Raw genomic sequence first — 22,786 nt, 5'->3', positions numbered from 1 at the left:
CGGCAGCGCCTCACAGCCGGAACTCCGCGATCAGGGGCAGATGGTCCGACATGCGCCACCAGATGCGGCCACGAGGCACCTGCAGCGACAGCGGCGTGAGCTCGCGCGCATACACATGGTCCAGCTGCGCCAGGGGCAGGCGTGCGGGGTAGGTGAAGGTGCGGGGCGCATCCCATTCATACAGGCCAAAGCCAGCCAGCATGCGCTTGAGCAACTGCCCCCAGTCGTTGAAGTCACCGGCCACCACCAGCGGCGTACCGGGGGGCACCTCGCGCTCGATGAAGCCCTGCAGGCGCTCGACCTGGCGGATGCGGCTGCCAGGGATCAGGCCCAGGTGCACCACGATCACGTGCACGTTGCGGCCCTGCACATCCACCTCCACATGCAGCAGACCGCGCTGCTCGAAACGGTGGTCCGAGATGTCTTCATGCTGGTGCCCGATCACCGGCCAGCGGGTGAGCAACGCGTTGCCATGTTCGCCGTGTTTGGTGACCGCATTGGTGCGGTACACCGCCTCGTAGCCTTCTGGCGCCAGGAACTCGGCCTGCGGCAGATCAGGCCAGCGCTGGAAGTAGGCCGCCTCGCGCCGGTGCAGCTTGCGCACCTCCTGCAGGCAAACGATGTCGGCGTCGAGCTGCTCCACCGCCAGGCCCAGGTTGTGAATCTCCAGCCGCCGCGCGGGCCCGATGCCTTGCACCCCCTTGTGGATGTTGTAGGTGGCTACGCGCAGGATGTCGTCGTGTTGCATGGTCCTAGGAGGGGTAATTGCACGCGCTCGCCAGCGCCGCGATGGGTGCGCCAGGCAAGGCGCGAGGACGCGGCGGGCTCATGCCCGCAAGAAGGAGCAACGCCGCATGGCGCGCCCAGCGCGGTGCTGGCGAATGCGTAGCGTGCCCACTCGACAAGCGAACGTCAACGAAGCAGCGAGAGTCAGTATCCATGAGGCGCCCTTGAAAACGGCAAGCGGTCAATTGCCGCTCCTAGGACTGGAGATTGTGTCGCAAGCCGTGGTGGCAAGGGGTTTGCCCGACGCAGGCAGGGGGCGGCAGCGCTTTACACTGGAGACTCCAACATTTTGAGCACGCAGGGACGGCCCCGACCCCCATGGCTACCGAGAGCGGCCCCAATCCCGCCCCACAGACCCAGGCGCTGATCGTGGACAGCAATGCCACATCGCGCAGCATTCTGGTGGGGCAGCTGCGCGAGTACGGCGTGACCCGCATCGTGCAATGCTCCCGTGTGCAGGACGCGCGCGCCCGGCTGGAGCACACGGTGTTCGACTACGTGCTGTGCGACCAGTTTTTTGGCGAATCCAACTACTCGGGCCAGACCCTGCTGGACGACCTGCGGCGCGCGCAGTTGCTGCCGTTTTCGACGGTGTTCTTCATGGTCACGGCCGAGGCGTCGTACGCCGCAGTGGCCGAGGCCGCCGAGTCGGCACTGGACGGCTACCTGCTCAAGCCCTTCACGCCCAGCGCGCTGTTCGAGCGCCTGAGCCTGGCGCGCCTGCGCAAGATCCACCTCAAGCCCATTTTCGATGCCATCGAAGCCGAGGACTTCGAGCAGGCTGCAGCGCTGTGCGTGGAGCGTTTCGAGGCCCGCAAGCCCTATTGGCTGTACGCCGCCCGCATCGGGTCGGAGCTGCTGCTGCGCTTGGGCCGCCACGACGAGGCGCGCACCCTGTTCGAGGCCGTCATCGCGGCACGGGCCCTGCCCTGGGCCAAGCTGGGCGTGGCCCGCGCACAGATCGAATCAGGCCAGGCCGCGCGCGCCATCACCACCTTGCAGGAGTTGATTGGCGAAGACGCGTCGTTCGCCGACGCCTACGACGTGCTGGGCCGCGCGCAGGTGGAGATGGGCAATTTTTCGCAGGCCATCGAGACCTACCGCACGGCCAGCACCCTCACGCCCGACTCGGTGGTGCGGCTGCAGAAGCTGGGGATGATGTCGTACTACATGGGCGACCGCGCCACCGCCACCAAGGTGCTGGCACGCGCCACAGTGCTGGGCATTGACTCCAAACTGTTCGACTACCAGTCGCTGGTGCTGCTGACGTTTGCGTATTACGCCGAGAACGACCGCAAGGGCATCGAGCGCTGCATGGCCGACTTTGCGCGCATCCTGGAGCGCCACTACGGCAGCGCGCGCATCCGGCGTTTTGCCGAGGTGGCGCGGGCGCTGCAGCTCATCCAGCAGCGGCAGTTTTCGCAAGCGGTTGAATCGGTGCGTGGCATGGCCCGCGAGATAACGTCCAGCACCTTCGACTTTGAGGCTGCTTGCAACCTGGGCAGCCTGCTGGCCGTATTGGCCGTCACGTCGATCGAGCTGCCCGAGGGCGACAGCTGGGTGCTGGCACTGGGCATGCGCTATGCCAACACGCGCGGCTTGACCGAGCTGATGGCCAACGCATGCAACCTGCATGAGCCTTATAGCCAACTGGTGCGAGACTGCCTGCAACGCGTCAACAAGACGGCCGAAGTCGCCATGGCGCAAAGCCTGGGCGGCGACCCTGGCGGTGCCGTGCAAAACCTGCTGGCCGAAGCCGAACGCACCCTCAACTCCAAACTGCTCGATATGGCACAGCAAGTGCTGCTACGCCATGGCGCGCGCATGGCCGCCCCCCAACCGCTGCAAGAGAGCATCGACGCACTGCGCGCCCGCATGGGCAGCACCCCGGCGAGGGCCATCCTGGGGCAAGACAGTGAACGTCACCCCGGCGGTGTAGCGCTGAGGGTGCGGGGCAGCAGCGACAACACACCCACGCGCACTCCGCAGCCATCGCCCGACAGCTCGGCGCTCGGCCCGTCGCCCGTAGACGATGCCGACGATCCTGCTGCCGCCCTGCGCTTGCGGCCTCCAGACGCCTCTTGAGGCGACGCCGCCCGGCCGTGCCCCAGTTGCCGCCGGGCCATTCGGAGTCGACTCACCCGAGATGCAAAAACCGGGGGAGTAACAGGCACGCCTCGGCATTGGACGCTGAAAAACACCGGTCAGCGGCCTGCTGCCAGGGCAGCCACTCATAGGCGTCGTGCTCACGTGGGCTCAGCACCACGGGCGTGCCTGCGGGCACACGCAGGCCAAACACGCGCTCGCGGTTGCGCACCACGCCAGGGGCATAACGGTGCAGCCATTGGGGCCAGATGTCGTACACGTTCTCCAGCGCCCAGTCGGTCAGCAGACAACCCGGTGCCTGGGTGTCTATCCCGGTTTCTTCGGCCACTTCACGGCGTGCGGTCTCGGCAAAAGGCTCATCCAGCGCATCCTTGCTACCGGTGACCGACTGCCAATGCCCCTCGCCCCCGGTGCGGCGGATCAGCAGCACCTCCAGCGCGGGGGTGTGGATCACCACCAGCACCGACTCTGGAAGCTTGTAAGGCCGCGGTGGCCCGGCGGCTGCCATGGGCTGTGCCTTCAGCCCCCCTTGGGGCGCTGGGCTGCCGTGGTGGTGGGCACGGGCGGGGGCAGCTCCTTGGCCTGCAACGCACGCGCCTGCACCACCAGCTGGTTGTGCGCGTCCAGAAACGCCGCAGCAATGACCTTGCCTTCATTGGTATTGCTCCAGCCAGCGCCCGCAGCCCCCCCCAGCTTGCCGAACACCAGGCCGCCCACCCCCAGGTCGGTGGTGCGCGCTGAGCCCGTGGCCGCCGCTACCTGTTCGGTGGTTTCGTTGTCGGACAGCAGCAAGGCCGTCTGTGCTTCCTTGAACTTGACCTGCTCCACCAGCCCGGCCAGGCCTGCGATGTCGCGCAGTACCGGGATCATGGCGATCACCCCGGCCAGGCCCCGGCCCGCATCCTGCTCGCTGAACGTGAGGCTGGGCGTGAGCGTGTACTGCGCCTCGTACCCCTTGCCCTTGGCCACGGTGGAGTTGTTCTTGCGCAGGATGCCGGCGTCCTTCAATTCCTGCTCCTGCACAGTGCCCTTCAGGCCCGCTGCCCGGTCCACCACGCGGAAACACCCGCTCTGCTGGGCCAGCAGCTTGACCAGCGGCACCGGCGACGCGGGCAGCTGGTAGCCCGAGCCCATGATGTAGCCATTGGGGTTCTCGGCCAGCGCCAGCGTGGCCACCGGCGCATCGCAACGCACCAGCTCACGGGCCGCGTTCTGCGCGCCCTGGGGCCCGGCCGAGCCCGTGACCACCGAGCCGCCCTGGCCCAGTTCGGTCTTCTTCTCGCCGCATCCGGCCAGGGCGATGCATGTGGCCGCAAGCAGCCAATGGGAGCGTGTCAACAAACGCATGGAAGTACCTCTTTCAGTCCGTGCACGGCGGCCAGTGCCCGATGCGCCGCACATGAAAAAAGCGGCCAGGGCGCAAGGCCCGAGCCGCTTGGTGTGCGATGCATGGCTGCATGCGCGAAGGACGTGTGCGTCCGGAATCAGGCCGCAGTCTTGACCGCGTCGGGGTTGCGCAGGCGGATGTGCAGCTCGCGCAGCTGCTTTTCGTCCACAGGGCTGGGCGCCTGTGTGAGCAGACACTGGGCACGTTGGGTCTTGGGGAAGGCGATCACGTCGCGGATCGACTCGGCACCGGTCATCAGCGTCACGATGCGGTCCAGGCCAAAGGCCAGGCCGCCGTGCGGGGGCGCGCCGTACTGCAGCGCATCCAGCAGGAAGCCGAACTTGAGCTGGGCTTCTTCGGGCGTGATGTTGAGGGCGTCAAACACCTTCTGCTGCACATCGGCGCGGTGGATACGGACGGAGCCGCCACCCATTTCCCAGCCGTTGAGCACCATGTCGTAGCCCTTGGAGATGCACTTCTCGGGCGCAGTGACCATCCAGTCTTCGTGACCATCCTTGGGGCTGGTGAAGGGGTGGTGCACCGAGTTCCAGCGCTGGTTTTCCTCGTCGTACTCAAACATCGGGAAATCGACCACCCACAGCGGTGCCCAGCGGTTCTCGAACAGGCCGTTCTTCTTGCCGAACTCGCTGTGGCCGATCTTGATACGCAGCGCGCCAATCGCGTCGTTGACGATCTTTTCCTTGTCGGCACCGAAGAAGATCAGGTCGCCATCCTGTGCGCCAGTGCGCTCCAGCACGGCTTGCAGGGCTGCGTCGTGGATGTTCTTCACGATGGGCGACTGCAGACCGTCACGGCCCTTGGCCAGTTCATTGACGCGGATGTAGGCCAGGCCCTTGGCGCCGTAGATCTTGACGAACTCAGTGTAGGCGTCGATTTCGCCACGGCTGATGCCGCCGCCTTCGACCGAGCCACCGGGCACGCGCAGGCCGACCACGCGGCCATTCTTCATGTTGGCGGCGCCCGAGAACACCTTGAAGTCCACGTCCTTCATCACGTCGGTCAGCTCGGTGAATTCGAGCTTCACGCGCAGGTCGGGCTTGTCGGAGCCATACAGGCGCGCAGCGTCCTGGTAGGTCATGACGGGGAACTCGCCCAGGTCCACGCCCAGCGTGTTCTGGAACACCGTCTTGATCATGCCCTGGAACATGTCGCGGATGTCCTGCTCTTCCATGAACGATGTCTCGATATCGATCTGGGTGAATTCAGGCTGGCGGTCAGCACGCAAGTCTTCGTCGCGGAAGCACTTGGTGATCTGGTAGTAGCGGTCGAAGCCCGCCACCATCAGCAGCTGCTTGAACAGCTGGGGCGACTGGGGCAATGCGAAGAAATGGCCATCGTGCACGCGGCTGGGCACGAGGTAGTCGCGCGCGCCTTCGGGCGTGCTCTTGGTGAGCATGGGGGTTTCGATGTCGATGAAGCCATTCGCATCGAGGAACTTGCGCACTTCCATTGCCACCTTGTAGCGCAGCATCAGGTTGTTCTGCATGTACGGCCGGCGCAGGTCCAGCACGCGGTGCGTGAGGCGCGTGGTTTCCGACAGGTTTTCCTCGTCGATCTGGAACGGAGGCGTGACGGAGGGGTTGAGCACGTTCAGCTCATGGCACAGCACTTCGATCTGGCCGGTCTTGAGCTTGTCGTTGGTGGTGCCTGCGGGGCGTGCGCGCACCACACCCTTGACCTGCACGCAGAACTCGTTGCGCACGCCTTCGGCGACCTTGAACATCTCGGCGCGGTCGGGGTCGCACACCACCTGCACGTAGCCTTCGCGGTCGCGCAGGTCGATGAAGATCACGCCACCATGGTCACGGCGGCGGTTCACCCAGCCCGACAGGGTAACGGTTTGGCCCAACAGGGCTTCGGTCACAAGACCGCAATAGTGGGAACGCATGGCCATGACAAAACTTCCGGCGCCGCAGGGCGCGTTGACGTTGAAAGAGATTGCTTTTCTTACTTGGGTGGGGGCAGCGTGGGGTCCGCTGGAGCCACCACACCCATGGAGACGATGTACTTGAGGGCGCTGTCCACACTCATTTCGAGCTCGACGCAGTCGCTCTTGCGCACCATCACAAAATACCCCCCCGTGGGGTTGGGGGTGGTGGGCACGTACACGCTGACGAACTCGTCGCGCAGGTACGCAGCCACTTCACCATTGGGGGCGCCGGTGACGAACGCCACGGTCCATACCCCTTCGCGGGGCCACTGCACGAGCACGGCCTTGCGAAAGGCATTGCCGCTCTCGGAGAACAGCGTGTCCGACACCTGCTTGACGCTGGAGTAGATAGAGCGCACCACCGGAATGCGGTGCACCAGCGCATCGCCCCACTGCACAAGCTTGCGGCCCGCAAAGTTGCTGGCAATGGCGCCCACCACGAGCAAGATGGCCAGCGTGAGGACCACACCAAAGCCCGGGACATGCACTCCGAGCAGCTTGTCGGGCTGCCACGCGCCGGGCAGGATCTGCAGGGTCTGGTCGAGCGTGCTCACAATCCAGTTGAGCACCCAGGCCGTGATGACACCGGGCACGATGACCAGAAGGCCTGTCAACAGCCATTTGCGCAGGGCAGCCATGCAGGTCCTCAGCTCGAAGAGGAAGAAGTACCACTGGTACCAGCAGTACCGGTAGCGCTGGCAGTGCTTGTGCTGGCCGCTTCCTTTTTAGGAGCATCACCGCCACTGGCAGGTGCCGCTGATTCGGTTTTGGACTCCGACTTGGCCTCGGTGGCCGGGGCGGAGTTGCCACCGTTTCCGCCACGGAAATCGGTCACATACCAGCCCGAGCCCTTGAGCTGAAAACCTGCGGCAGTGACCTGCTTGGAGAAGGCTTCGGCGCCGCAGGCGGGGCACACCGTCAGGGGTGCGTCGGAGATTTTTTGCAGCACATCCTTGGCATGGCCACAGGAGCCGCATTTGTAGGCGTAAATAGGCATGTCAGTGTGTTGAGGGAAAGTGCAAAACCCTCAATTATAGGCGGCATGCCCCTTTACCCCCCGCGTTACTCGACCCCAACCATCTTGTGGTGGGAGGCATGGCTGTTGCGGATGGCCTGTGGCCCGAGGGAGCCGATCAGCATGCCCGCCAGCGCGGCCAGCAAACCCGCCAGCTGCGCAGGAAAGATTGCCCCCGCCGGAGTGGACAGGAAAAGCAGCCAGGTCACCAGCCCCAGCACGATGGCAAAGATGGCGCCCTGCGTAGTGGCACGCTTCCAGTACAGGCCGAACACCAGCGGCACAAACGCTCCCACCAGCGGCACCTGGTAGGCACCCGACACCAGCTCATAGATGGAAGTACCCTGCATGTAGATGGCATAGGCCAATACGCAGGCGCTGAAAACGAGCGTGGTGATGCGCATGGTGCGCAGGTGCTGCTTGTCCGAGCTGTGCGGACGGAACTGGCGCCAGATGTTTTCGGTGAAAGTGACGCTGGGCGCCAGCAGCGTGGCAGAGGCCGTGGACTTGAGCGCCGACAGCAGGGCCCCAAAGAACAGCACCTGCATCACAAAAGGCATCTTCTCCAGCACCAGCGTGGGCAGCACCTTTTGCGGGTCGTCCTTGAGCAGCGCAGCCGTTTCCGTGGGCATGATGATGAGCGCGCTGGCCACCAGGAACATGGGCACAAAGGCGAACAGGATGTAGCAGATGCCACCGATCACGGGACCGCGCGTGGCTGCCTGGATGTTGTTGGCCGACATCACACGCTGAAAGACGTCCTGCTGCGGGATGGAGCCGAACATCATGGTCACGCCCGCGGCGATGAAGAACACCACGTCATGGAACTTGGGCTCAGGCAGGAACCGGAACAGCTCACGGCTGGACGCGAACTCGATCACCTTGTCGGCCCCCCCGGCCATGTTGCCCGCAAACACGGCAATGACGGCCAGGCCCACCACCAGGATGATCATCTGGATGAAGTCGGTGACCGCCACCGACCACATGCCGCCGAACAGCGTGTACGCCAGGATGGAGACCACACCAATCGTCATGCCCACCGGAATGCTGATGGCACCGCCAGACAGCAGGTTGAACACCAGGCCCAGCGCTGTGACCTGGGCAGAAACCCAGCCCAGGTAGCTCAACATGATGATCAGCGAGCAGACGATTTCCACCGTGCGGCCATAGCGTTCGCGGTAATAGTCGCTGATGGTGAGCAGTGTCATGCGGTACAGCTTGCCGGCAAAGAACAGGCCGACCAGGATCAGGCAGAAGCCCGCGCCGAACGGGTCTTCGACCACATTGCCCAGACCGCCCTCGATGAACTTGGCGGGAATGCCCAGCACGGTCTCCGACCCAAACCAGGTGGCAAACGTGGTGGTGATGATCATGTACAGCGGCAGGTGGCGCCCGGCAATGGCAAAGTCCGCAGCGTTCTTCACACGCCGGGCTGCCAGCAAGCCGATGCCGATGGTGATCAGCAGGTAAACGATAACCAGGGTCAGCAGCACAGCGCGCTCCTCTCTCTTTTTGTCTCGGTCGGTCCAGGGTGAAGAAATCCGACCTGCACCCCGGCGCGCCCCACACCGGGGCACCGGGCATGCAGATCGTCAGAAAAGCCGGATTCTGATCAGCAGTTGGATGAGCAGCAAGCCCAGCACAAACCCGACCCCAGCAAAAATGATGCCTTGCAGCAGCCGGTTGGTGCGTTTTTGCGCTTCCAGCAGTTCACGCAGTGCAGGCTCGTGGTCTGCCGGGCGTTGGCGCAGCGCGTCGTAGATGAGTCGTGGCAGCTCGGGCAGCAGCTTGGCATAGTGCGGCGCCTCGGCCCGCAGCTCGCGCCACAGGCGCTGGGGGCCCATCTGCTCCAGCATCCACTTTTCAAGGAAGGGCTTGGCCGTGCTCCACAGGTCCAGGTCCGGGTCCAGCTCGCGGCCCAGGCCCTCAATGTTGAGCAGGGTCTTTTGCAGCAGCACCAGCTGGGGCTGAATCTCGACATGGAAGCGGCGCGAGGTCTGGAACAGCCGCATCAGCACCAGGCCCAGCGAGATTTCCTTGAGTGGGCGGTCAAAATATGGCTCGCACACGGCGCGGATGGCCGACTCGAGGTCATTGACCCGCGTTTCGGGCGGCACCCAGCCGCTTTCGATGTGCAGCTCTGCCACCCGCTTGTAGTCGCGCCGGAAGAACGCCACAAAGTTCTGCGCCAGGTATTCCTTGTCCACTTCGGTCAGCGTGCCCACGATGCCGAAGTCCAGCGAGATGTAGCGGCCGAACGTGGCAGGCTCCAGACTCACCTGGATGTTGCCCGGGTGCATATCGGCGTGAAAAAAACCGTCGCGAAACACCTGGGTGAAGAAGATGGTGACGCCGTCGCGCGCCAGCTTGGGGATGTCCACACCGGCCTCCCGCAGGCGGTCGATCTGGCTGATGGGCACACCGTTCATGCGCTGCATCACCATGACCTCGGGGTGGCAGAAGTCCCAGAAGATCTCGGGGATCAGCACCAGGTCCAGCCCGGTCATGTTGCGGCGCAGCTGCGCCGCGTTGGCAGCCTCGCGCACCAGGTCCAGTTCGTCGTGCAGGTAGTTGTCAAACTCTGCCACCACCTCACGGGGCTTCAGGCGCTTGCCATCGGCAGACAGGCTCTCCACCCATCCCGCCATCATGCGCATGAGGCTCAGGTCCTTCTCGATCACCGGCAGCATGCCAGGCCGCAGTACCTTGACGGCTACCTCGCGCTCAATGCCCTGGCGGTCGCGCAGCGTGGCGAAATGCACCTGGGCGATGGACGCGCTGGCCACCGGTGTGCGGTCGAAAGAGGTGAACACCTCGTCCACCGGACGACGGAAGGCACGCTCGATGGTGGCGATGGCGATGTCGGGGTCGAATGGCGGCACGCGGTCCTGCAGGCGGGCCAGTTCGTCGGCGATGTCGGGCGGAAGCAGGTCGCGGCGGGTGGACAGCACCTGGCCGAACTTGACGAAGATAGGCCCTAGGCTTTCCAGCGCCTCGCGCAGGCGTTGCCCACGCGGCGCATCCAGATTGCGCCCGATGGACACGATGCGCGAGATCATGCGCAGCCAGGGCTTTTGAAAGCTGTCGAGCAGCAAGCCATCCAGGCCGAACCGGAACACCACCCACAGGATGGCCGCCCCCCGCAAGAAGCGCTTCATGCGTCGGCCCGGTCCGAACCAGCCGAAGGTGACAGCGGCGCCGCCGCCGGAGCACTGGGCGCCACCGGTGCCGTCGCAACGACCACTGCAGAAGACGCCGCGCTGGCGGCTGCCATGCGCGAACCCACAAACTGGTGCAGCGCCTGCGCAGCCCGGCTGGCGAACTGTGCCAGCGTATGCGCAGGGGCATCGCCAATCACGCGGGCCAGGTCTTCCTCCACATCCCAGCGCACATGGTCCACCAGCCAGTTGATCTCGGCCGCCAGTTGCACATCGCCCTCAATGCGGATGGAGGGCTTGTCGCCCCGCAACGCAGCCTGGGCCAGGGTGATGGGGGAGGTATCGGTCACTTCCAGCCGCAGGTCTGGCACCGCGGATTCGGGCGCCAGGTTGAACAGGCCCGCAGGGGTGATCACCAGCGACAGGGAATAGGCCCGCCACTGCACCCGGGCGATGCGGCCCTTTTGGCGCACCAACCGGTCCGTGGCCTCTTTCTCCTGCATCAGCACATGGTTGAGAAACAGCACCAGGCGCTGCTGCACCTCGTGGACCAGCCATTGCGGGGGCTGCGGGCCGGCTGCCAGGCGCTCGAAGAGGCCGTCCAGAAAAGAAAAAGGGGACTGTGGTGTTGCCATAGTCCCCGATTATTCCCTGAACTGGAATGCCCCTGGCACGCAGGGGCCCCGTGGGCGGTGTTTACTGCAGGGCTTGCACGCCTGCCACCAGCCAGCCGGTGTTGCCCGCCTTGGGCTTGGTCATGTTCCAGACCTCACGGAAGGGGCTGGGCCCGGCGGAGGGTTCTTCGCGGATCATGCCCGAGAACTCGACGCTGGCCATGTAGCCGTCGCCCAGGTCTTCGATGCCCAGCAGCTGCGCTTCGATCATGACCACATCGGTGTGATTGGGCTGCGTGCCCCGGTGGGCTTCGCGCTCGGTCAGCTGGGTGCGGATCTCATCGAGCATGTTATCCGTCATCATGGACCGCAGGGTGGCGATGTCCGAGCGGTCCCACGCGCCCTGCAAGGTCACGAAGTTGCGCTTGGCGGCCGCCAGGAAACCCTCGGTGTCGAAATCGGCGGGCACACCCCAGTTCTGCGAACCCGACAGGCCCGAACCGATCACCACCCCCGAACCCACGCCACCCTGCCCGGCACGCGAGGCATCAAATGCCATGCTGCTGCGCTCCCAGGGGCGGGCCGATGCGTCGTTGCCCACGTTGTTGGGGCTGTACTGCGGCGGCACCTGGGCAGCGGCGGGCGTTGCAGCCCCTGCGCCCTGAAAGGCGAACGGAGCACCACCTGCAGCATTGCCCGAGCCATTGCTACCGCCGTTGCGCGACCGCATGACCATCTTGAAGATGGCAAACGCCGCCAGCGCCAGCAGCGCAATCATCAGGATGTTGCCAAAGCCCGCGCCCAGGCCCAGCGAGTGCGCCAGCCAGGCCAGGCCCAGACCCGCCGCCAGGCCGCCCAACATGGCACCCCAGGGCTTCTTGGCCGGTGCGGCCGGAGCCGCTGCCGGCGTGGCGGTAGCAGGCTTGGCTGCCGCAGCCGTGTTGGTCGCGCTCTGTGCCGGTGCGCCCGGCGTGGCGGGCGGCGTGGCCGACTCGCGCTGCGTCACATTGCTGGACTGCTTGCCCACCGATTTGCCACCACCCAGTCGCCGCGCGGCGTCGGCATCGGCGTGCGCAAACGCCAGCATCGCGACCAACACCACAGACCACAGTTTCATCATGACTTCTCCGTCTCCGTTATCGACCGAGCAAACCGCTCAGCACTTGATTCCAACATGGAGGGCCACAATGCCCCCCGTCATGTTGTGATAGTCCACATGCCCAAAACCATTTTTCTGCATGAGGCTTTTGAGTTCTTCCTGCCCCGGGTGCATGCGGATGGACTCCGCCAGATACCGGTAGCTCGCGTCGTCGCCCGCCACCAGCTTGCCCAGCTGGGGCAGCACCTTGAACGAGTACCAGTCGTACACCTTGGTCAGCGGCTGCGCCACTTTGGAAAACTCCAGCACCAGCAGCTTGCCGCCGGGCTTGAGCACACGGCACATCTCGGCAATGGCCTGGTCCTTGTGGGTCATGTTGCGCAAGCCAAAAGCCACGCTCACCACGTCGAAATGCGCGTCGGGGAACGGCAGCTTTTCAGCGTCGCAGACCAACGTAGGCAGCACCACGCCCTCGTTGATGAGCCGGTCACGGCCCACACGCAGCATGGCTTCATTGATGTCGGTGTGCACCACACGGCCCGATGCCCCCACCTTCTTGGAAAACGCCAGTGCCAGGTCGCCGGTGCCACCCGCAATGTCCAGCACCTGGCTGCCTTCGCGCAGGTTGGCCACCATCACGGTGTAGGCCTTCCAGGCACGGTGCAGACCCGCCGACATGAGGTCGTTCATCACGTCGTACTTGGAGGCCACGGAATCAAACACACCGCGCACGCGGCGTGCCTTTTCCTGCTCGTCCACCGACTGAAAACCGAAATGCGTGGTGCTCATAAGAATCATGCTAGGCGCGTGAACGCCAGAGGTACAGCGACAACCCCGCACTGAATTGGGGCATCTGTCGCAATTTGGAGAACGCTATTGAAACAAAACCAGCCGCTAGCGCAAACAAATATTGCGCTGATAGCTATATTTTCAATAGCACCTTGACGCACAGGGACTTGTGCGGCTTTTGGCGGCGGCCCCCCTGAACAGGCCTGCCAAGGGCATCAGTGACTGCCGCAGGCATGGCCCCCTGCACCACCCTTGGGCGCCATGGGTGCATCACGATCGGCCCCCGCCGCAGCCAGCCGCTCGGTGTACTGGGCCCACAGTGCGTCCTGCTTCTGGCCCAGCTCGTAGAGATAGTCCCAGGTGAAGATGCCGCTGTCGTGGCCGTCGGAGAACGTGGGCTTGACCGCGTAGTTGCCCACAGGCTCCAGGTTGATGAGCGCCACATTGCGCTTGCCCGTCTGCAGCACCTCCTGCCCCGGGCCGTGGCCTTGCACCTCGGCCGAGGGCGAGTACACGCGCATCAGCTCGAACGGAATGCGGAACGTGGCGCCATCCGAAAAACCCACCTCCAGCACGCGCGACTGTTCATGCACCGTCAGGGCCTGCGGCGTGGGAGCGCCCGCTTTCAAACCTGCCATGGAATCACCTTGAGAAAACTGTTGTCAGGAACGACGGCTGCCATTGTCCCACCCGCCCAGGCACACGCTGCCAGCAAGGTTACCGGGCGGCCCACTGCGCCAGCTGGGACTGCAGCTGCGCTTCCAGCGCGGGCAACAAGGCCCGCACGGCGGCCTCTTGCGCTGCGGGGCTGGGCCGCTGTGCCGCAGCCCATACGGGCGATGGAAAGTGACTGTCCCAGTCAAACCGCGCAATCACATGCCAGTGCAGGTGCGGCACCATGTTGCCCAGCGCCGCGATGTTGACCTTGGTGGGCGACAGGTGCTGGCGCAGCGCCTGCTCCACCAGAGTCACGGCTTCCATGCAATGCGCACGGTCAGCAGCGGCCAGGTCCGAGAACTCGGCCACATGCGCGTTCCAGACCACGCGGTAAAAGGCGGGGAACCCCGCCTCCTGCGCACGGATGACACGCAGGCGCTCGCCACGCCAGACCAATGCGCCGCCGTCTTCAGCGCACAAGGGGCAGGTCATCAGACCAGCACCCGCTCAATGCCGCCGTTGTTGGCACGGTGTACGTACTCAGGCATCCAGTTCTCGCCCAGGATCTCGCGCGCCATCTCGACCACGATGTAGTCGGCTTCGAGCAAGCCGTTGTTCAGGTCGCCTTCGTAGCGGTTCAGGCCCTGCAGGCAGCTGGGGCAGCTGGTGAGGATCTTCACGTTGTCCTGCGCGCCGACAGCACCGCTGGCACGCAGCTGGGCTTCGCCCTTCTTGATCTCTTCTTCCTTGCGGAAGCGCACCTGCGTGGACACGTCGGGCCGGGTCACACCCAGCGTGCCCGACTCGCCGCAGCAACGCTCGCTCTTCAAGACCTGCTCGCCCACCAGCGCCTTCACGGTCTTCATCGAGTCCTGCAGCTTCATGGGGTTGTGGCAGGGCTCGTGGTACAGGTAGGCGCCCTTGCCTTGCAGCTGGATGCCCTTTTCCAGCAGGTACTCGTGGATGTCGATGATGCGGCTGCCCGGGAAGATCTTGTCAAACTCGTAGCCCTGCAGCTGGTCGTAGCAGGTGCCGCAACTCACCACCACGGTCTTGATATCGAGGTAGTTGAGCGTGTTGGCCACGCGGTGGAAGAGCACGCGGTTGTCCGTGATCATCTTTTCGGCCTTGTCGAACTGGCCCGAACCGCGCTGGGGGTAGCCGCAGCACAGGTACCCAGGCGGCAGCACCGTCTGCACGCCCGCGTGCCACAGCATGGCCTGGGTCGCCAAACCGACCTGCGAGAACAAGCGCTCTGACCCGCAGCCAGGGAAGTAGAACACCGCCTCCGTCTCGGCCGTGGTGGCCTGCGGGTTGCGGATGATCGGCACGTAGTCCTTGTCCTCGATGTCGAGCAGCGCGCGCGCCGTCTTCTTGGGCAGGCCGCCTGGCAGCTTCTTGTTGATGAAATGGATCACCTGCTCCTTGATCGGAGCCGTGCCCACCGTCGCGGGCGGCTTGGCCGTTTGCTTGCGGCCCACCTTGCGCAGCAGGTCCACGGCCATGCGCTGGGCCTTGAAACCCACGTCCACCATGGCCGAGCGCATCAGCTTGATGGTGTCCGGGTTGGTGGCGTTGAGCATGGTCATGGCCAATGCGTTGCCGGGGCGGAAGGTCTTCTTGCCCATCTTGCGCAGCAGGTTGCGCATGTTCATGGTGACGTCGCCGAAGTCGATCTTCACCGGGCAAGGGCTCTCGCATTTGTGGCACACCGTGCAGTGGTCGGCCACGTCCTCAAACTCCTGCCAGTGCTTGATGCTCACGCCCCGGCGGGTCTGCTCTTCGTACAGGAACGCCTCGACCAGCAGCGACGTGGCCAGGATCTTGTTGCGTGGGCTGTACAGCAGGTTGGCGCGTGGCACGTGCGTGGAGCACACGGGCTTGCACTTGCCGCAGCGCAGGCAGTCCTTGACCGAATCGGCAATGGCGCCGATGTCGCTCTGCTGCATGATCAGCGACTCATGCCCCATCAGGCCGAAGCTGGGTGTGTAGGCGTTGGTCAAATCGGCATGCAGCGCCGGTTTTGAAGCCAAATCGGCACCAAGCGCTGGTTGAATATGCCCTGAATGCTCCTGATTTCGGAGCAACTTGCCTTTGTTGAAGCGGCCTTCCGGGTCCACCTTGCGCTTGTACTCGGCAAAGGGGCGCAGCTCTTCATCGGTCAAAAACTCCAGCTTGGTGATGCCAATGCCGTGTTCGCCCGAGATCACGCCGTTCAAGCTGCGCGCCAGCACCATGATGCGCGCCACGGCCTCGTGGGCCGTTTGCAGCATCTCGTAGTCGTCGCTGTTGACCGGGATGTTGGTGTGCACATTGCCGTCGCCTGCGTGCATGTGCAGCGCCACCCACACGCGGCCCTTGAGCACGCGCTTGTGGATGGCCACGGCCTCGTCCAGGATGGGCTTGAACGCCGCGCCAGTGAAGATGCCTTGCAGCGGCGCCCGCAGCTGGGTCTTCCAGCTGGCGCGCAGGGTGTGGTCCTGCAGTTGGGGGAACAGCGTTTCCACATCGTGCAGCCAGCCCTGCCACAGGGCGCGCACCTCTTCCACCAGGGCGATGGCCTGGGCCACGCGGTCTTGCAGCAGCTCGGGCGAAGGCACCTCGTCGTCGGCGTCGTGCTTGCCCAGGGGCAGGTTGCCACGCTCGAAGAACTCGGTCAGCGCGTCGCACAGCTTGAGCTTGTTGCGCAGGGAGAGCTCGATGTTGATGCGCTCGATGCCGTCGGTGTACTCGGCCATGCGCGGCAGCGGGATCACCACGTCTTCGTTGATCTTGAATGCGTTGGTGTGGCGGCTGATGGCCGCCGTCTTCTTGCGGTCGGCCCAGAATTTCTTGCGCGCATCGGCCGTGATGGCCACAAAGCCTTCGCCGCTGCGGGTGTTGGCCAGGCGCACCACTTCGCTGGTCACGCGGGCCACGTCGTCGGCGTTGTCACCGGCAATGTCGCCAATCAGCACCATCTTGGGCAGGCCGCCGTTGCCCTTTTTGCTCTTGGTGGCATAGCCCACAGCCTTCAGGTAGCGGTCGTCCAGGTGCTCCAGGCCCGCCAGCAGCACGCCACTGCGCTTTTGCTCGGCGAACATGAAGTCCTTGATCTCGACGATGCTGGGCACGGCGTCCTTGGCGTTGCCGAAGAACTCCAGGCACACGGTGCGCGTGTGCTCGGGCATACGGTGCACCACCCAGCGCGCGCTGGTGATGAGGCCGTCGCAGCCTTCCTTCTGGATGCCGGGCAGTCCGGCGAGGAACTTGTCCGTCACGTCCTTGCCCAGGCCTTCCTTGCGGAAAGTCTTGCCCGGAATGCTCAGGCGCTCGGTGCGCACGGGCGTCTTGCCATCGGCCTCGAAATACTGCAGCTCGAAGGTGGCCACTTCCACGTCATGGATCTTGCCCATGTTGTGGTCCAGGCGGGTCACTTCGAGCCACTGGGCGTCGGGCGTGACCATGCGCCAGCTGGCCAGGTTGTCCAGCGCCGTGCCCCAGAGCACGGCCTTCTTGCCGCCCGCGTTCATGGCGATGTTGCCGCCAATGCACGATGCCTCGGCGCTCGTCGGATCCACCGCAAACACAAAGCCCGCACGCTCGGCCGCATCGGCCACACGCTGGGTGACCACGCCGGCTTCGGTCCACACCGTGCCCACCTCGCGGTCCAGGCCCGGCAGGCGGCGCATCTCCACCTCGGTCATGGCTTCGAGCTTTTCGGTGTTGATGACCACGCTCTTCCACGTCAACGGAATGGCGCCGCCGGTGTAGCCGGTGCCGCCCCCGCGTGGAATGATGGTCAGGCCCAGTTCGATGCAGCCCTTCACCAGGCCAGCCATCTCGACCTCGGTGTCGGGGGTGAGCACGACGAACGGGTATTCGACGCGCCAGTCGGTCGCGTCGGTCACATGGCTCACGCGGGAGAGGCCGTCGAACTTGATGTTGTCCTTGGCCGTGAGGCGGCCCAGGGTTTTCTGGATCTGGCGGCGCAGTTGCGCGGCCTGCTCGAAGGTGGCGTTGAATTCGGCCACAGCGCGTCGCGCGGCGACGACCAGCTCACCGACGAGACGGTCGCGCTCGGCATCGTCTGCGGGGGTGCGGCGTTTTTCGATCTCGCCCAGGCGGTGCTGCAGGGCATCCACCAGCAGCTTGCGGCGCGAGGGGTTGTCCAGCAGGTCGTCCTGCAGGTAGGGGTTGCGCTGCACGACCCAGATATCGCCCAGCACCTCGTACAGCATGCGGGCCGAACGGCCCGTGCGGCGCTCTTTGCGCAGCTGGTCCAGCACCTCCCAGGATGAGGACCCCAGCAGCCGGATCACGATCTCCCGGTCGGAAAACGAGGTGTAGTTATAGGGAATTTCACGCAGTCGGGCAGGCTCGGCGGCCTGCGTCTGCAAGGCCGCCAACGCGATCGGTACATTCATGGGGGTCTACCTGGGGTGGGGGCGCGATTTTAAGCCACCGGCCTGCGGCTTGCCGGGCCGGGGCTGTCTGACAGAGCCGAAACCGGCCCCGCAACAGTGTCAGAACAGCACGCGGCTGCGCAGGGTGCCGCTGACCTGGGCCAGCTTGTCCAGCGCCAGATCGGACGAGGCGGCGTCGATGTCGATGACCACGTAGCCGATCTTCTCGTTGGTCTGCAGGTATTGGGCCGAGATGTTGATCTGGTTGTCCGAGAAGATGCGGTTGATCTCTGACAGCACGCCCGGCACGTTGCGGTGGATGTGCAGCAGACGGTGCTTGCCGGGGTGGGCGGGCAGCGCCACCTCGGGAAAGTTGACCGACGAGGTGCTGGTGCCGTTGTCGCTGTATTTCACCAGCTTCTCGGCCACCTCCAGGCCAATGTTGGCCTGCGCCTCCATGGTGGAGCCGCCGATGTGGGGAGTCAGGATCACGTTGTCCAGCCCGCGCAGGGGCGATACAAACTCATCCTTGTTGGTGCGCGGCTCGACCGGGAACACGTCGATGGCGGCGCCCAGCAGCTTCTTGGCCTGGAGCGCTGCAGCCAGCGCTTCAATATCCACCACCGTGCCCCGCGCGGCGTTGATGAGGATGCCGCCCGGCTTCATGGCCGCGATTTCGGCGGCGCCGATCATGCCCTCGGTGGACGGCAGCTCGGGCACGTGCAGGCTCACGATGTCGCTCTGGCCCAGCAGATCGTGCAGGTGCTGCACCTGGCGGGCATTGCCCAGAGGCAGCTTGTTGACCACATCAAAGAAGGCCACGTGCATGCCCATGGCCTCGGCCAGTACCGACAGCTGGGTGCCGATGGAGCCGTAGCCCACGATGCCCAGGGTCTTGCCACGGATCTCATAGGCGTTATCGGCGCTCTTGAGCCAGCCGCCCCGGTGGGCCACCGCGTTTTTCTCAGGCACGCCGCGCAGCAGCAGGATGGCTTCGGCCAGGACCAGTTCGGCCACCGAGCGGGTGTTGGAGTACGGCGCGTTGAACACCGCAATGCCGCGCTCGCGCGCCGCGTTCAGGTCCACCTGGTTGGTGCCAATACAAAAGCAGCCCACGGCCACCAGCTTATGGGCCTGGGCAAACACCTCTTCGGTCAGCTGCGTGCGCGAGCGGATGCCCACAAAGTGCACATCGGCGATCTTGCGTTGGAGTTCTTCGTCGGGCAGTGCGCCGGACACCGTCTCGATCTGCGTATAGCCTGCCGCCCGGATCACATCCACCGCGGAGGAATGAATGCCTTCGAGCAGCAGAAACTTGATCTTGTTCTTGTCGAGCGAATTGGTGGCCATGGCGATGAAGGAGAAGGAGTGAAGAAAGGGGAAGTCCGGCGCGCGACGGCGCGAACGAACCGGGGCTGCACACGCATGTGAACAGTCACCAGCATGGTGCATTGCACAAAACCTTGCAAGCCTCGGCAAATGCGCCACACCTTGTCACAAAAAGGTCACAATCGCACCCCTCACGGGTACCCCAAGGGGTTTCCCCGGTTGTTGCAGGGCGCGGGCTCATGCGACAACGACATATCAATGTCACAGAGGCTGCATAGCATCCGGCCCTTGTGCTTTTCGTCATCCTCGGAGGAAATATTCATGAAAACGAAGCTTCTGGCGGTCTGCGCTGCTGTTGCCATGTCGGTCTGCGCACCTGCGCAAGCACAGGCACCCATTGAGATCCAATGGTGGCACTCGATGAGTGCAGCGCTGGGCGACTGGGTCAATGACCTGGCCAAGCAATACAACGCCAGCCAATCCCAGTACAAGGTCGTGCCCACGTACAAGGGCCAGTATGACGAATCGATGACCGGCGCCATTGCCGCCTTCCGCGCTGGCAATGCCCCCCACATCCTGCAAGTGTTCGAAGTGGGCACCGCCACCATGATGGCCAGCAAGGGCGCCATCGTGCCTGCAGCCAAGGTGCTGAACGACGCGGGCTTCAAGTTTGAACCCACCGAGTATGTGTCCGCAGTGGCCGGTTACTACACCGCCCCCAACGGCCAGATGCTGAGCTACCCGCTCAACAGCTCGACCACGATCTTCTATTACAACAAGGACGCCTTCAAGAAGGCTGGTCTGGACGCCGACAAGCCGCCCAAGACCTGGCCCGAAGTGTTTGCCGCCGCCTCCAAGCTCAAGGCCAGCGGCCACAGCTGCCCGTTCACCACCAGCTGGGTGAGCTGGACGCAGCTGGAGAGCTTCTCGCTGTGGCACAACACCCTGTTCGCCTCCAAGAACAACGGCTTTGACGGCAACGACGCGCAACTGCAGATCAACACCCCGCTGCACGTTCGCCACTTCGAGAACCTGGCCAAGGCCTCCAAGGAAGGCAGCTTTGTCTACAAGGGCCGCAACAACACGGCCGATGCATCCTTCCCCTCCGGTGAATGCGCCATGATCACCGGCTCGTCGGGTCTGTACGCCCGCGTGGCCAAGGAAGCCAAGTTCGCCTACGGCATCTCCACCCTGCCTTACTACCCCGATGTGAAGGGTGCCCCACAGAACACCGCCATCGGCGGCGCCAGCCTGTGGGTGATGGCCGGCAAGAAGCCCGAGGAATACAAGGGCGTGGCCAGCTTCCTGAACTTCCTGAACGACACCAAGGTGCAGGCTGCCAGCCACCAGCGCACGGGCTACCTGCCTGTGACCATGGGCGCCTACAAGCTCACCGAGGCGTCTGGCTTCTATGACAAGAACCCCGGCACCGACGTGGCCGTGACGCAGATGATCCGCAAGGCCACCGACAAGTCGCGTGGCATCCGCCTGGGCAACTTCGTGCAGATCCGCTCGATCATCGACGAGGAAACCGAACAGATCTGGTCGGGCAAGAAGTCACCCAAGGAAGCCCTGGACACCGCCGTGACACGTGGCAACGAGCAGCTGGCCCGCTTCGCACGCGCCAACAAGTAAGCACGGTCCACCATCTGTCGATGTCACCTGGCCACCCGGCTGGGCGGCATCGAAAGCCCGCCGCCCCGTCAACCAACTTGGTTCACGGGGCGGCGGGGTTTTCTTTTTGAGAGTTTCGTCATGGAAAAACGCGTACTTTTCCGCTCTGCGTGGCTACCCTGGGTGCTTCTGGCTCCCCAGCTGGTCATCATCAGCGTGTTCTTCTTCTGGCCCGCAGGCCAGGCCCTGGTGCAGTCGTTCCAGATGCAGGACAGCTTTGGCATGTCCACCGAATGGGTGGGGCTGGACAACTTCAAGGCCCTGTTTGAAGACCCGGGCTATCTCGCCTCGTTCAAGACCACGGCCTTCTTCTCGATCCTGGTGGCGGTGGTGGGCATCGGCCTGTCACTGATCCTCGCGATCTTCGCCGACCGCATCATCAAGGGCGCCATCGTCTACAAGACCGCCCTGCTGCTGCCCTACGCCGTCGCCCCTGCGGTGGCAGGTGTGCTGTGGATGTTCATGTTCTCGCCCTCGCTGGGTGTGGTGGCCTACATGCTGCGCCAGTCGGGCTTTGACTGGAACCACATGCTCAACTCCGACCACGCGATGACGTTGATCGTGATTGCAGCGGTGTGGAAGCAGATCTCCTACAACTTCCTGTTTTTCCTCGCAGGTTTGCAGTCCATCCCCAAGTCGCTGATCGAAGCCGCCGCCATCGACGGTGCGGGCCCCTGGCGCCGGTTCTGGAGCATTCAGTTCCCGCTGCTGTCGCCCACCACGTTCTTCCTGCTGGTGATCAACGTCGTGTACGCGTTCTTCGACACCTTTGCCATCGTGGACTCGACCACCCAGGGCGGTCCCGGGCGCGATACCTCCATCCTGGTCTACAAGGTGTACCACGATGGTTTCAAGGCCATGGACATGGGCGGCTCGGCCGCGCAATCGGTGGTGCTGATGGCCATCGTGGTGGTGCTCACCGTCATTCAGTTCCGCTACGTTGAGAAAAAGGTTCAATACTAAAAATGGTCGAACGCAGCCCCTATCTCACCGCGTTCTCGCACCTCATCATGGTGCTGGGCGTGATCATCGTCGGCTTCCCGCTGTACCTGGCCTTCGTGGCCTCCACCCATACCGCACAGGACATCGTTCAGGTGCCCATGCCCATGGTGCCCGGCAGCAACTTCTGGCAGACCTACCACGACGCGCTGTTTGGCGGCGGCGCGGGTGCGGGCTCCACTGCACCTGTCGCCCGCATGATGTGGGTGAGTTTTGTCACCGCAATGGTCATCACGGTGGGCAAGATCGCCATCTCGCTGCTGTCGGCGTTTGCCATCGTGTACTTCCGCTTCCCCTTCAAGGGCATCTGCTTCTGGCTGATCTTCATTACGCTGATGCTGCCCGTGGAAGTGCGCATCGGGCCTACCTACCAGGTCGTATCCAACCTGGGCATGCTCAACACCTACGCAGGCCTCACGGTGCCGCTGATCGCCTCGGCCACCGCCACCTTCCTGTTCCGCCAGTTCTTCCTGACGGTACCCGATGAGCTGGTGGAGGCCGCACGCGTGGACGGTGCCGGTCCGATGCGCTTTTTCAAGGACATCCTGGTGCCGCTGTCGCGCACTTCGGTTGCCGCACTGTTCGTGATCCAGTTCATCTACGGCTGGAACCAGTACCTGTGGCCGCTCTTGGTGACCACGTCCGAAGACATGTACCCGGTGGTCATCGGCATCAAGCGCATGCTGGCCGGTGGCGACGCAGGCAACGAATGGAACATCGTGATGGCCACGGCCCTCCTGGCCATGCTGCCGCCTGCCTTTGTGGTGGTGGTCATGCAACGCTGGTTCGTCAAGGGCCTGGTGGACACCGAAAAATAAGACAAAACCCCTGCAAGCG

General features: G+C 64.1%; 19 protein-coding genes. 4 read left to right on the top strand and 15 right to left on the bottom strand.

Annotated features, from left to right (window positions below):
- Positions 1–10: 10 nt before the first annotated feature.
- Entirely contained in the window at positions 11–748 is a 738-nt protein-coding gene (locus IB236_RS00605) for an endonuclease/exonuclease/phosphatase family protein (protein WP_192418243.1), read from the bottom strand.
- Positions 749–1,104: 356 nt separating this feature from the next.
- Between IB236_RS00605 and IB236_RS00600 the strand changes: the two genes are divergently transcribed.
- Positions 1,105–2,871: a tetratricopeptide repeat protein gene (locus IB236_RS00600; protein WP_192418242.1), complete on the top strand. Its 1,767-nt coding sequence runs from the start codon at positions 1,105–1,107 to the stop codon at positions 2,869–2,871.
- 52 nt (positions 2,872–2,923) lie between these two features.
- Here the strand turns inward: IB236_RS00600 and nudB are convergent, their stop codons facing one another.
- The 14 genes from nudB to serA all read right to left on the bottom strand — a co-directional run bounded on the left by nudB (position 2,924) and on the right by serA (position 19,297).
- Positions 2,924–3,400: a dihydroneopterin triphosphate diphosphatase gene (nudB, locus tag IB236_RS00595; protein WP_192418240.1), complete on the bottom strand. Its 477-nt coding sequence runs from the start codon at positions 3,398–3,400 to the stop codon at positions 2,924–2,926.
- Between the two features lie 11 nt (positions 3,401–3,411).
- Positions 3,412–4,239 (bottom strand): CsgG/HfaB family protein, encoded by an 828-nt coding sequence (locus IB236_RS00590; protein ID WP_056747298.1) that lies wholly within the window; start codon positions 4,237–4,239, stop codon positions 3,412–3,414.
- A gap of 137 nt (positions 4,240–4,376) precedes the next feature.
- Positions 4,377–6,194: an aspartate--tRNA ligase gene (gene aspS / locus IB236_RS00585; RefSeq protein WP_056060406.1), complete on the bottom strand. Its 1,818-nt coding sequence runs from the start codon at positions 6,192–6,194 to the stop codon at positions 4,377–4,379.
- Positions 6,195–6,247: 53 nt separating this feature from the next.
- On the bottom strand, positions 6,248–6,868 hold the full coding sequence (locus tag IB236_RS00580) for a DUF502 domain-containing protein (protein WP_056747297.1): 621 nt from the start codon (positions 6,866–6,868) through the stop codon (positions 6,248–6,250).
- Positions 6,869–6,876: 8 nt separating this feature from the next.
- A complete protein-coding gene (locus IB236_RS00575) occupies positions 6,877–7,227 on the bottom strand; it encodes an FmdB family zinc ribbon protein (RefSeq protein ID WP_099731076.1) in 351 nt (116 codons plus the stop codon).
- 65 nt (positions 7,228–7,292) lie between these two features.
- The gene (locus IB236_RS00570) at positions 7,293–8,738 is read right to left on the bottom strand and encodes a sodium:solute symporter family protein (protein ID WP_056060397.1); all 1,446 of its coding nucleotides are present in this window, start codon (positions 8,736–8,738) and stop codon (positions 7,293–7,295) included.
- Positions 8,739–8,837: 99 nt separating this feature from the next.
- Complete coding sequence (gene ubiB, locus IB236_RS00565) at positions 8,838–10,403, bottom strand: ubiquinone biosynthesis regulatory protein kinase UbiB (RefSeq protein WP_056747295.1); 1,566 nt, start codon at positions 10,401–10,403, stop codon at positions 8,838–8,840.
- Positions 10,400–11,038 (bottom strand): hypothetical protein, encoded by a 639-nt coding sequence (locus IB236_RS00560; RefSeq protein WP_192418238.1) that lies wholly within the window; start codon positions 11,036–11,038, stop codon positions 10,400–10,402. Before IB236_RS00560 ends, ubiB begins: the two co-directional genes overlap by 4 nt.
- Positions 11,039–11,099: 61 nt before the next feature.
- The gene (locus IB236_RS00555) at positions 11,100–12,137 is read right to left on the bottom strand and encodes a Tim44 domain-containing protein (RefSeq protein ID WP_056060388.1); all 1,038 of its coding nucleotides are present in this window, start codon (positions 12,135–12,137) and stop codon (positions 11,100–11,102) included.
- 36 nt (positions 12,138–12,173) lie between these two features.
- The gene (gene ubiE / locus IB236_RS00550) at positions 12,174–12,905 is read right to left on the bottom strand and encodes a bifunctional demethylmenaquinone methyltransferase/2-methoxy-6-polyprenyl-1,4-benzoquinol methylase UbiE (RefSeq protein ID WP_056060384.1); all 732 of its coding nucleotides are present in this window, start codon (positions 12,903–12,905) and stop codon (positions 12,174–12,176) included.
- 215 nt (positions 12,906–13,120) lie between these two features.
- Positions 13,121–13,543 carry a gamma-butyrobetaine hydroxylase-like domain-containing protein gene (locus IB236_RS00545; RefSeq protein WP_099731079.1) on the bottom strand — a complete coding sequence of 141 codons (423 nt, stop codon included), beginning with the start codon at positions 13,541–13,543 and terminating at the stop codon, positions 13,121–13,123.
- Positions 13,544–13,622: 79 nt separating this feature from the next.
- Positions 13,623–14,054, bottom strand: a complete 432-nt coding sequence (locus IB236_RS00540) for an HIT family protein (RefSeq protein ID WP_056060378.1) — start codon at positions 14,052–14,054, stop codon at positions 13,623–13,625.
- On the bottom strand, positions 14,054–17,968 hold the full coding sequence (locus tag IB236_RS00535) for an FAD/FMN-binding oxidoreductase (protein ID WP_192418236.1): 3,915 nt from the start codon (positions 17,966–17,968) through the stop codon (positions 14,054–14,056). Before IB236_RS00535 ends, IB236_RS00540 begins: the two co-directional genes overlap by 1 nt.
- A gap of 99 nt (positions 17,969–18,067) precedes the next feature.
- Positions 18,068–19,297 carry a phosphoglycerate dehydrogenase gene (gene serA, locus IB236_RS00530; RefSeq protein WP_121943683.1) on the bottom strand — a complete coding sequence of 410 codons (1,230 nt, stop codon included), beginning with the start codon at positions 19,295–19,297 and terminating at the stop codon, positions 18,068–18,070.
- 300 nt (positions 19,298–19,597) lie between these two features.
- Here serA and ugpB point away from each other — a divergent pair, with 300 nt between their 5' ends.
- From ugpB to ugpE, 3 genes are all read left to right on the top strand, one after another.
- Positions 19,598–20,911, top strand: coding sequence for a sn-glycerol-3-phosphate ABC transporter substrate-binding protein UgpB (gene ugpB, locus IB236_RS00525; protein ID WP_056060369.1), 1,314 nt, complete (start codon positions 19,598–19,600; stop codon positions 20,909–20,911).
- A 120-nt stretch (positions 20,912–21,031) separates the two neighbouring features.
- Complete coding sequence (gene ugpA / locus IB236_RS00520; RefSeq protein ID WP_015012736.1) at positions 21,032–21,913, top strand: sn-glycerol-3-phosphate ABC transporter permease UgpA; 882 nt, start codon at positions 21,032–21,034, stop codon at positions 21,911–21,913.
- A 2-nt stretch (positions 21,914–21,915) separates the two neighbouring features.
- Complete coding sequence (gene ugpE / locus IB236_RS00515) at positions 21,916–22,767, top strand: sn-glycerol-3-phosphate ABC transporter permease UgpE (RefSeq protein WP_056060366.1); 852 nt, start codon at positions 21,916–21,918, stop codon at positions 22,765–22,767.
- Positions 22,768–22,786: the final 19 nt, after the last annotated feature.

Source organism: Acidovorax sp. ACV02 (assembly GCF_014851475.1).
Classification (GTDB): domain Bacteria; phylum Pseudomonadota; class Gammaproteobacteria; order Burkholderiales; family Burkholderiaceae_C; genus Acidovorax; species Acidovorax delafieldii.
The sequence above is the reverse complement of the archived record's forward strand: the minus strand, read 5'-3'. Positions and strand labels throughout refer to the sequence as shown.

Bases quoted from the DNA above. Each gene is read 5' to 3' on its own strand.
- IB236_RS00605 (WP_192418243.1), bottom strand. From the start codon at position 748: ATGCAACACGACGACATCCTGCGCGTAGCCACCTACAACATCCACAAG.
- IB236_RS00600 (WP_192418242.1), top strand. From the start codon at position 1,105: ATGGCTACCGAGAGCGGCCCCAATCCCGCCCCACAGACCCAGGCGCTG.
- nudB (WP_192418240.1), bottom strand. From the start codon at position 3,400: ATGGCAGCCGCCGGGCCACCGCGGCCTTACAAGCTTCCAGAGTCGGTG.
- IB236_RS00590 (WP_056747298.1), bottom strand. From the start codon at position 4,239: ATGCGTTTGTTGACACGCTCCCATTGGCTGCTTGCGGCCACATGCATC.
- aspS (WP_056060406.1), bottom strand. From the start codon at position 6,194: ATGGCCATGCGTTCCCACTATTGCGGTCTTGTGACCGAAGCCCTGTTG.
- IB236_RS00580 (WP_056747297.1), bottom strand. From the start codon at position 6,868: ATGGCTGCCCTGCGCAAATGGCTGTTGACAGGCCTTCTGGTCATCGTG.
- IB236_RS00575 (WP_099731076.1), bottom strand. From the start codon at position 7,227: ATGCCTATTTACGCCTACAAATGCGGCTCCTGTGGCCATGCCAAGGAT.
- ubiB (WP_056747295.1), bottom strand. From the start codon at position 10,403: ATGAAGCGCTTCTTGCGGGGGGCGGCCATCCTGTGGGTGGTGTTCCGG.
- IB236_RS00560 (WP_192418238.1), bottom strand. From the start codon at position 11,038: ATGGCAACACCACAGTCCCCTTTTTCTTTTCTGGACGGCCTCTTCGAG.
- IB236_RS00555 (WP_056060388.1), bottom strand. From the start codon at position 12,137: ATGATGAAACTGTGGTCTGTGGTGTTGGTCGCGATGCTGGCGTTTGCG.
- ubiE (WP_056060384.1), bottom strand. From the start codon at position 12,905: ATGAGCACCACGCATTTCGGTTTTCAGTCGGTGGACGAGCAGGAAAAG.
- IB236_RS00545 (WP_099731079.1), bottom strand. From the start codon at position 13,543: ATGGCAGGTTTGAAAGCGGGCGCTCCCACGCCGCAGGCCCTGACGGTG.
- IB236_RS00540 (WP_056060378.1), bottom strand. From the start codon at position 14,054: ATGACCTGCCCCTTGTGCGCTGAAGACGGCGGCGCATTGGTCTGGCGT.
- IB236_RS00535 (WP_192418236.1), bottom strand. From the start codon at position 17,968: ATGAATGTACCGATCGCGTTGGCGGCCTTGCAGACGCAGGCCGCCGAG.
- serA (WP_121943683.1), bottom strand. From the start codon at position 19,297: ATGGCCACCAATTCGCTCGACAAGAACAAGATCAAGTTTCTGCTGCTC.
- ugpB (WP_056060369.1), top strand. From the start codon at position 19,598: ATGAAAACGAAGCTTCTGGCGGTCTGCGCTGCTGTTGCCATGTCGGTC.
- ugpA (WP_015012736.1), top strand. From the start codon at position 21,032: ATGGAAAAACGCGTACTTTTCCGCTCTGCGTGGCTACCCTGGGTGCTT.
- ugpE (WP_056060366.1), top strand. From the start codon at position 21,916: ATGGTCGAACGCAGCCCCTATCTCACCGCGTTCTCGCACCTCATCATG.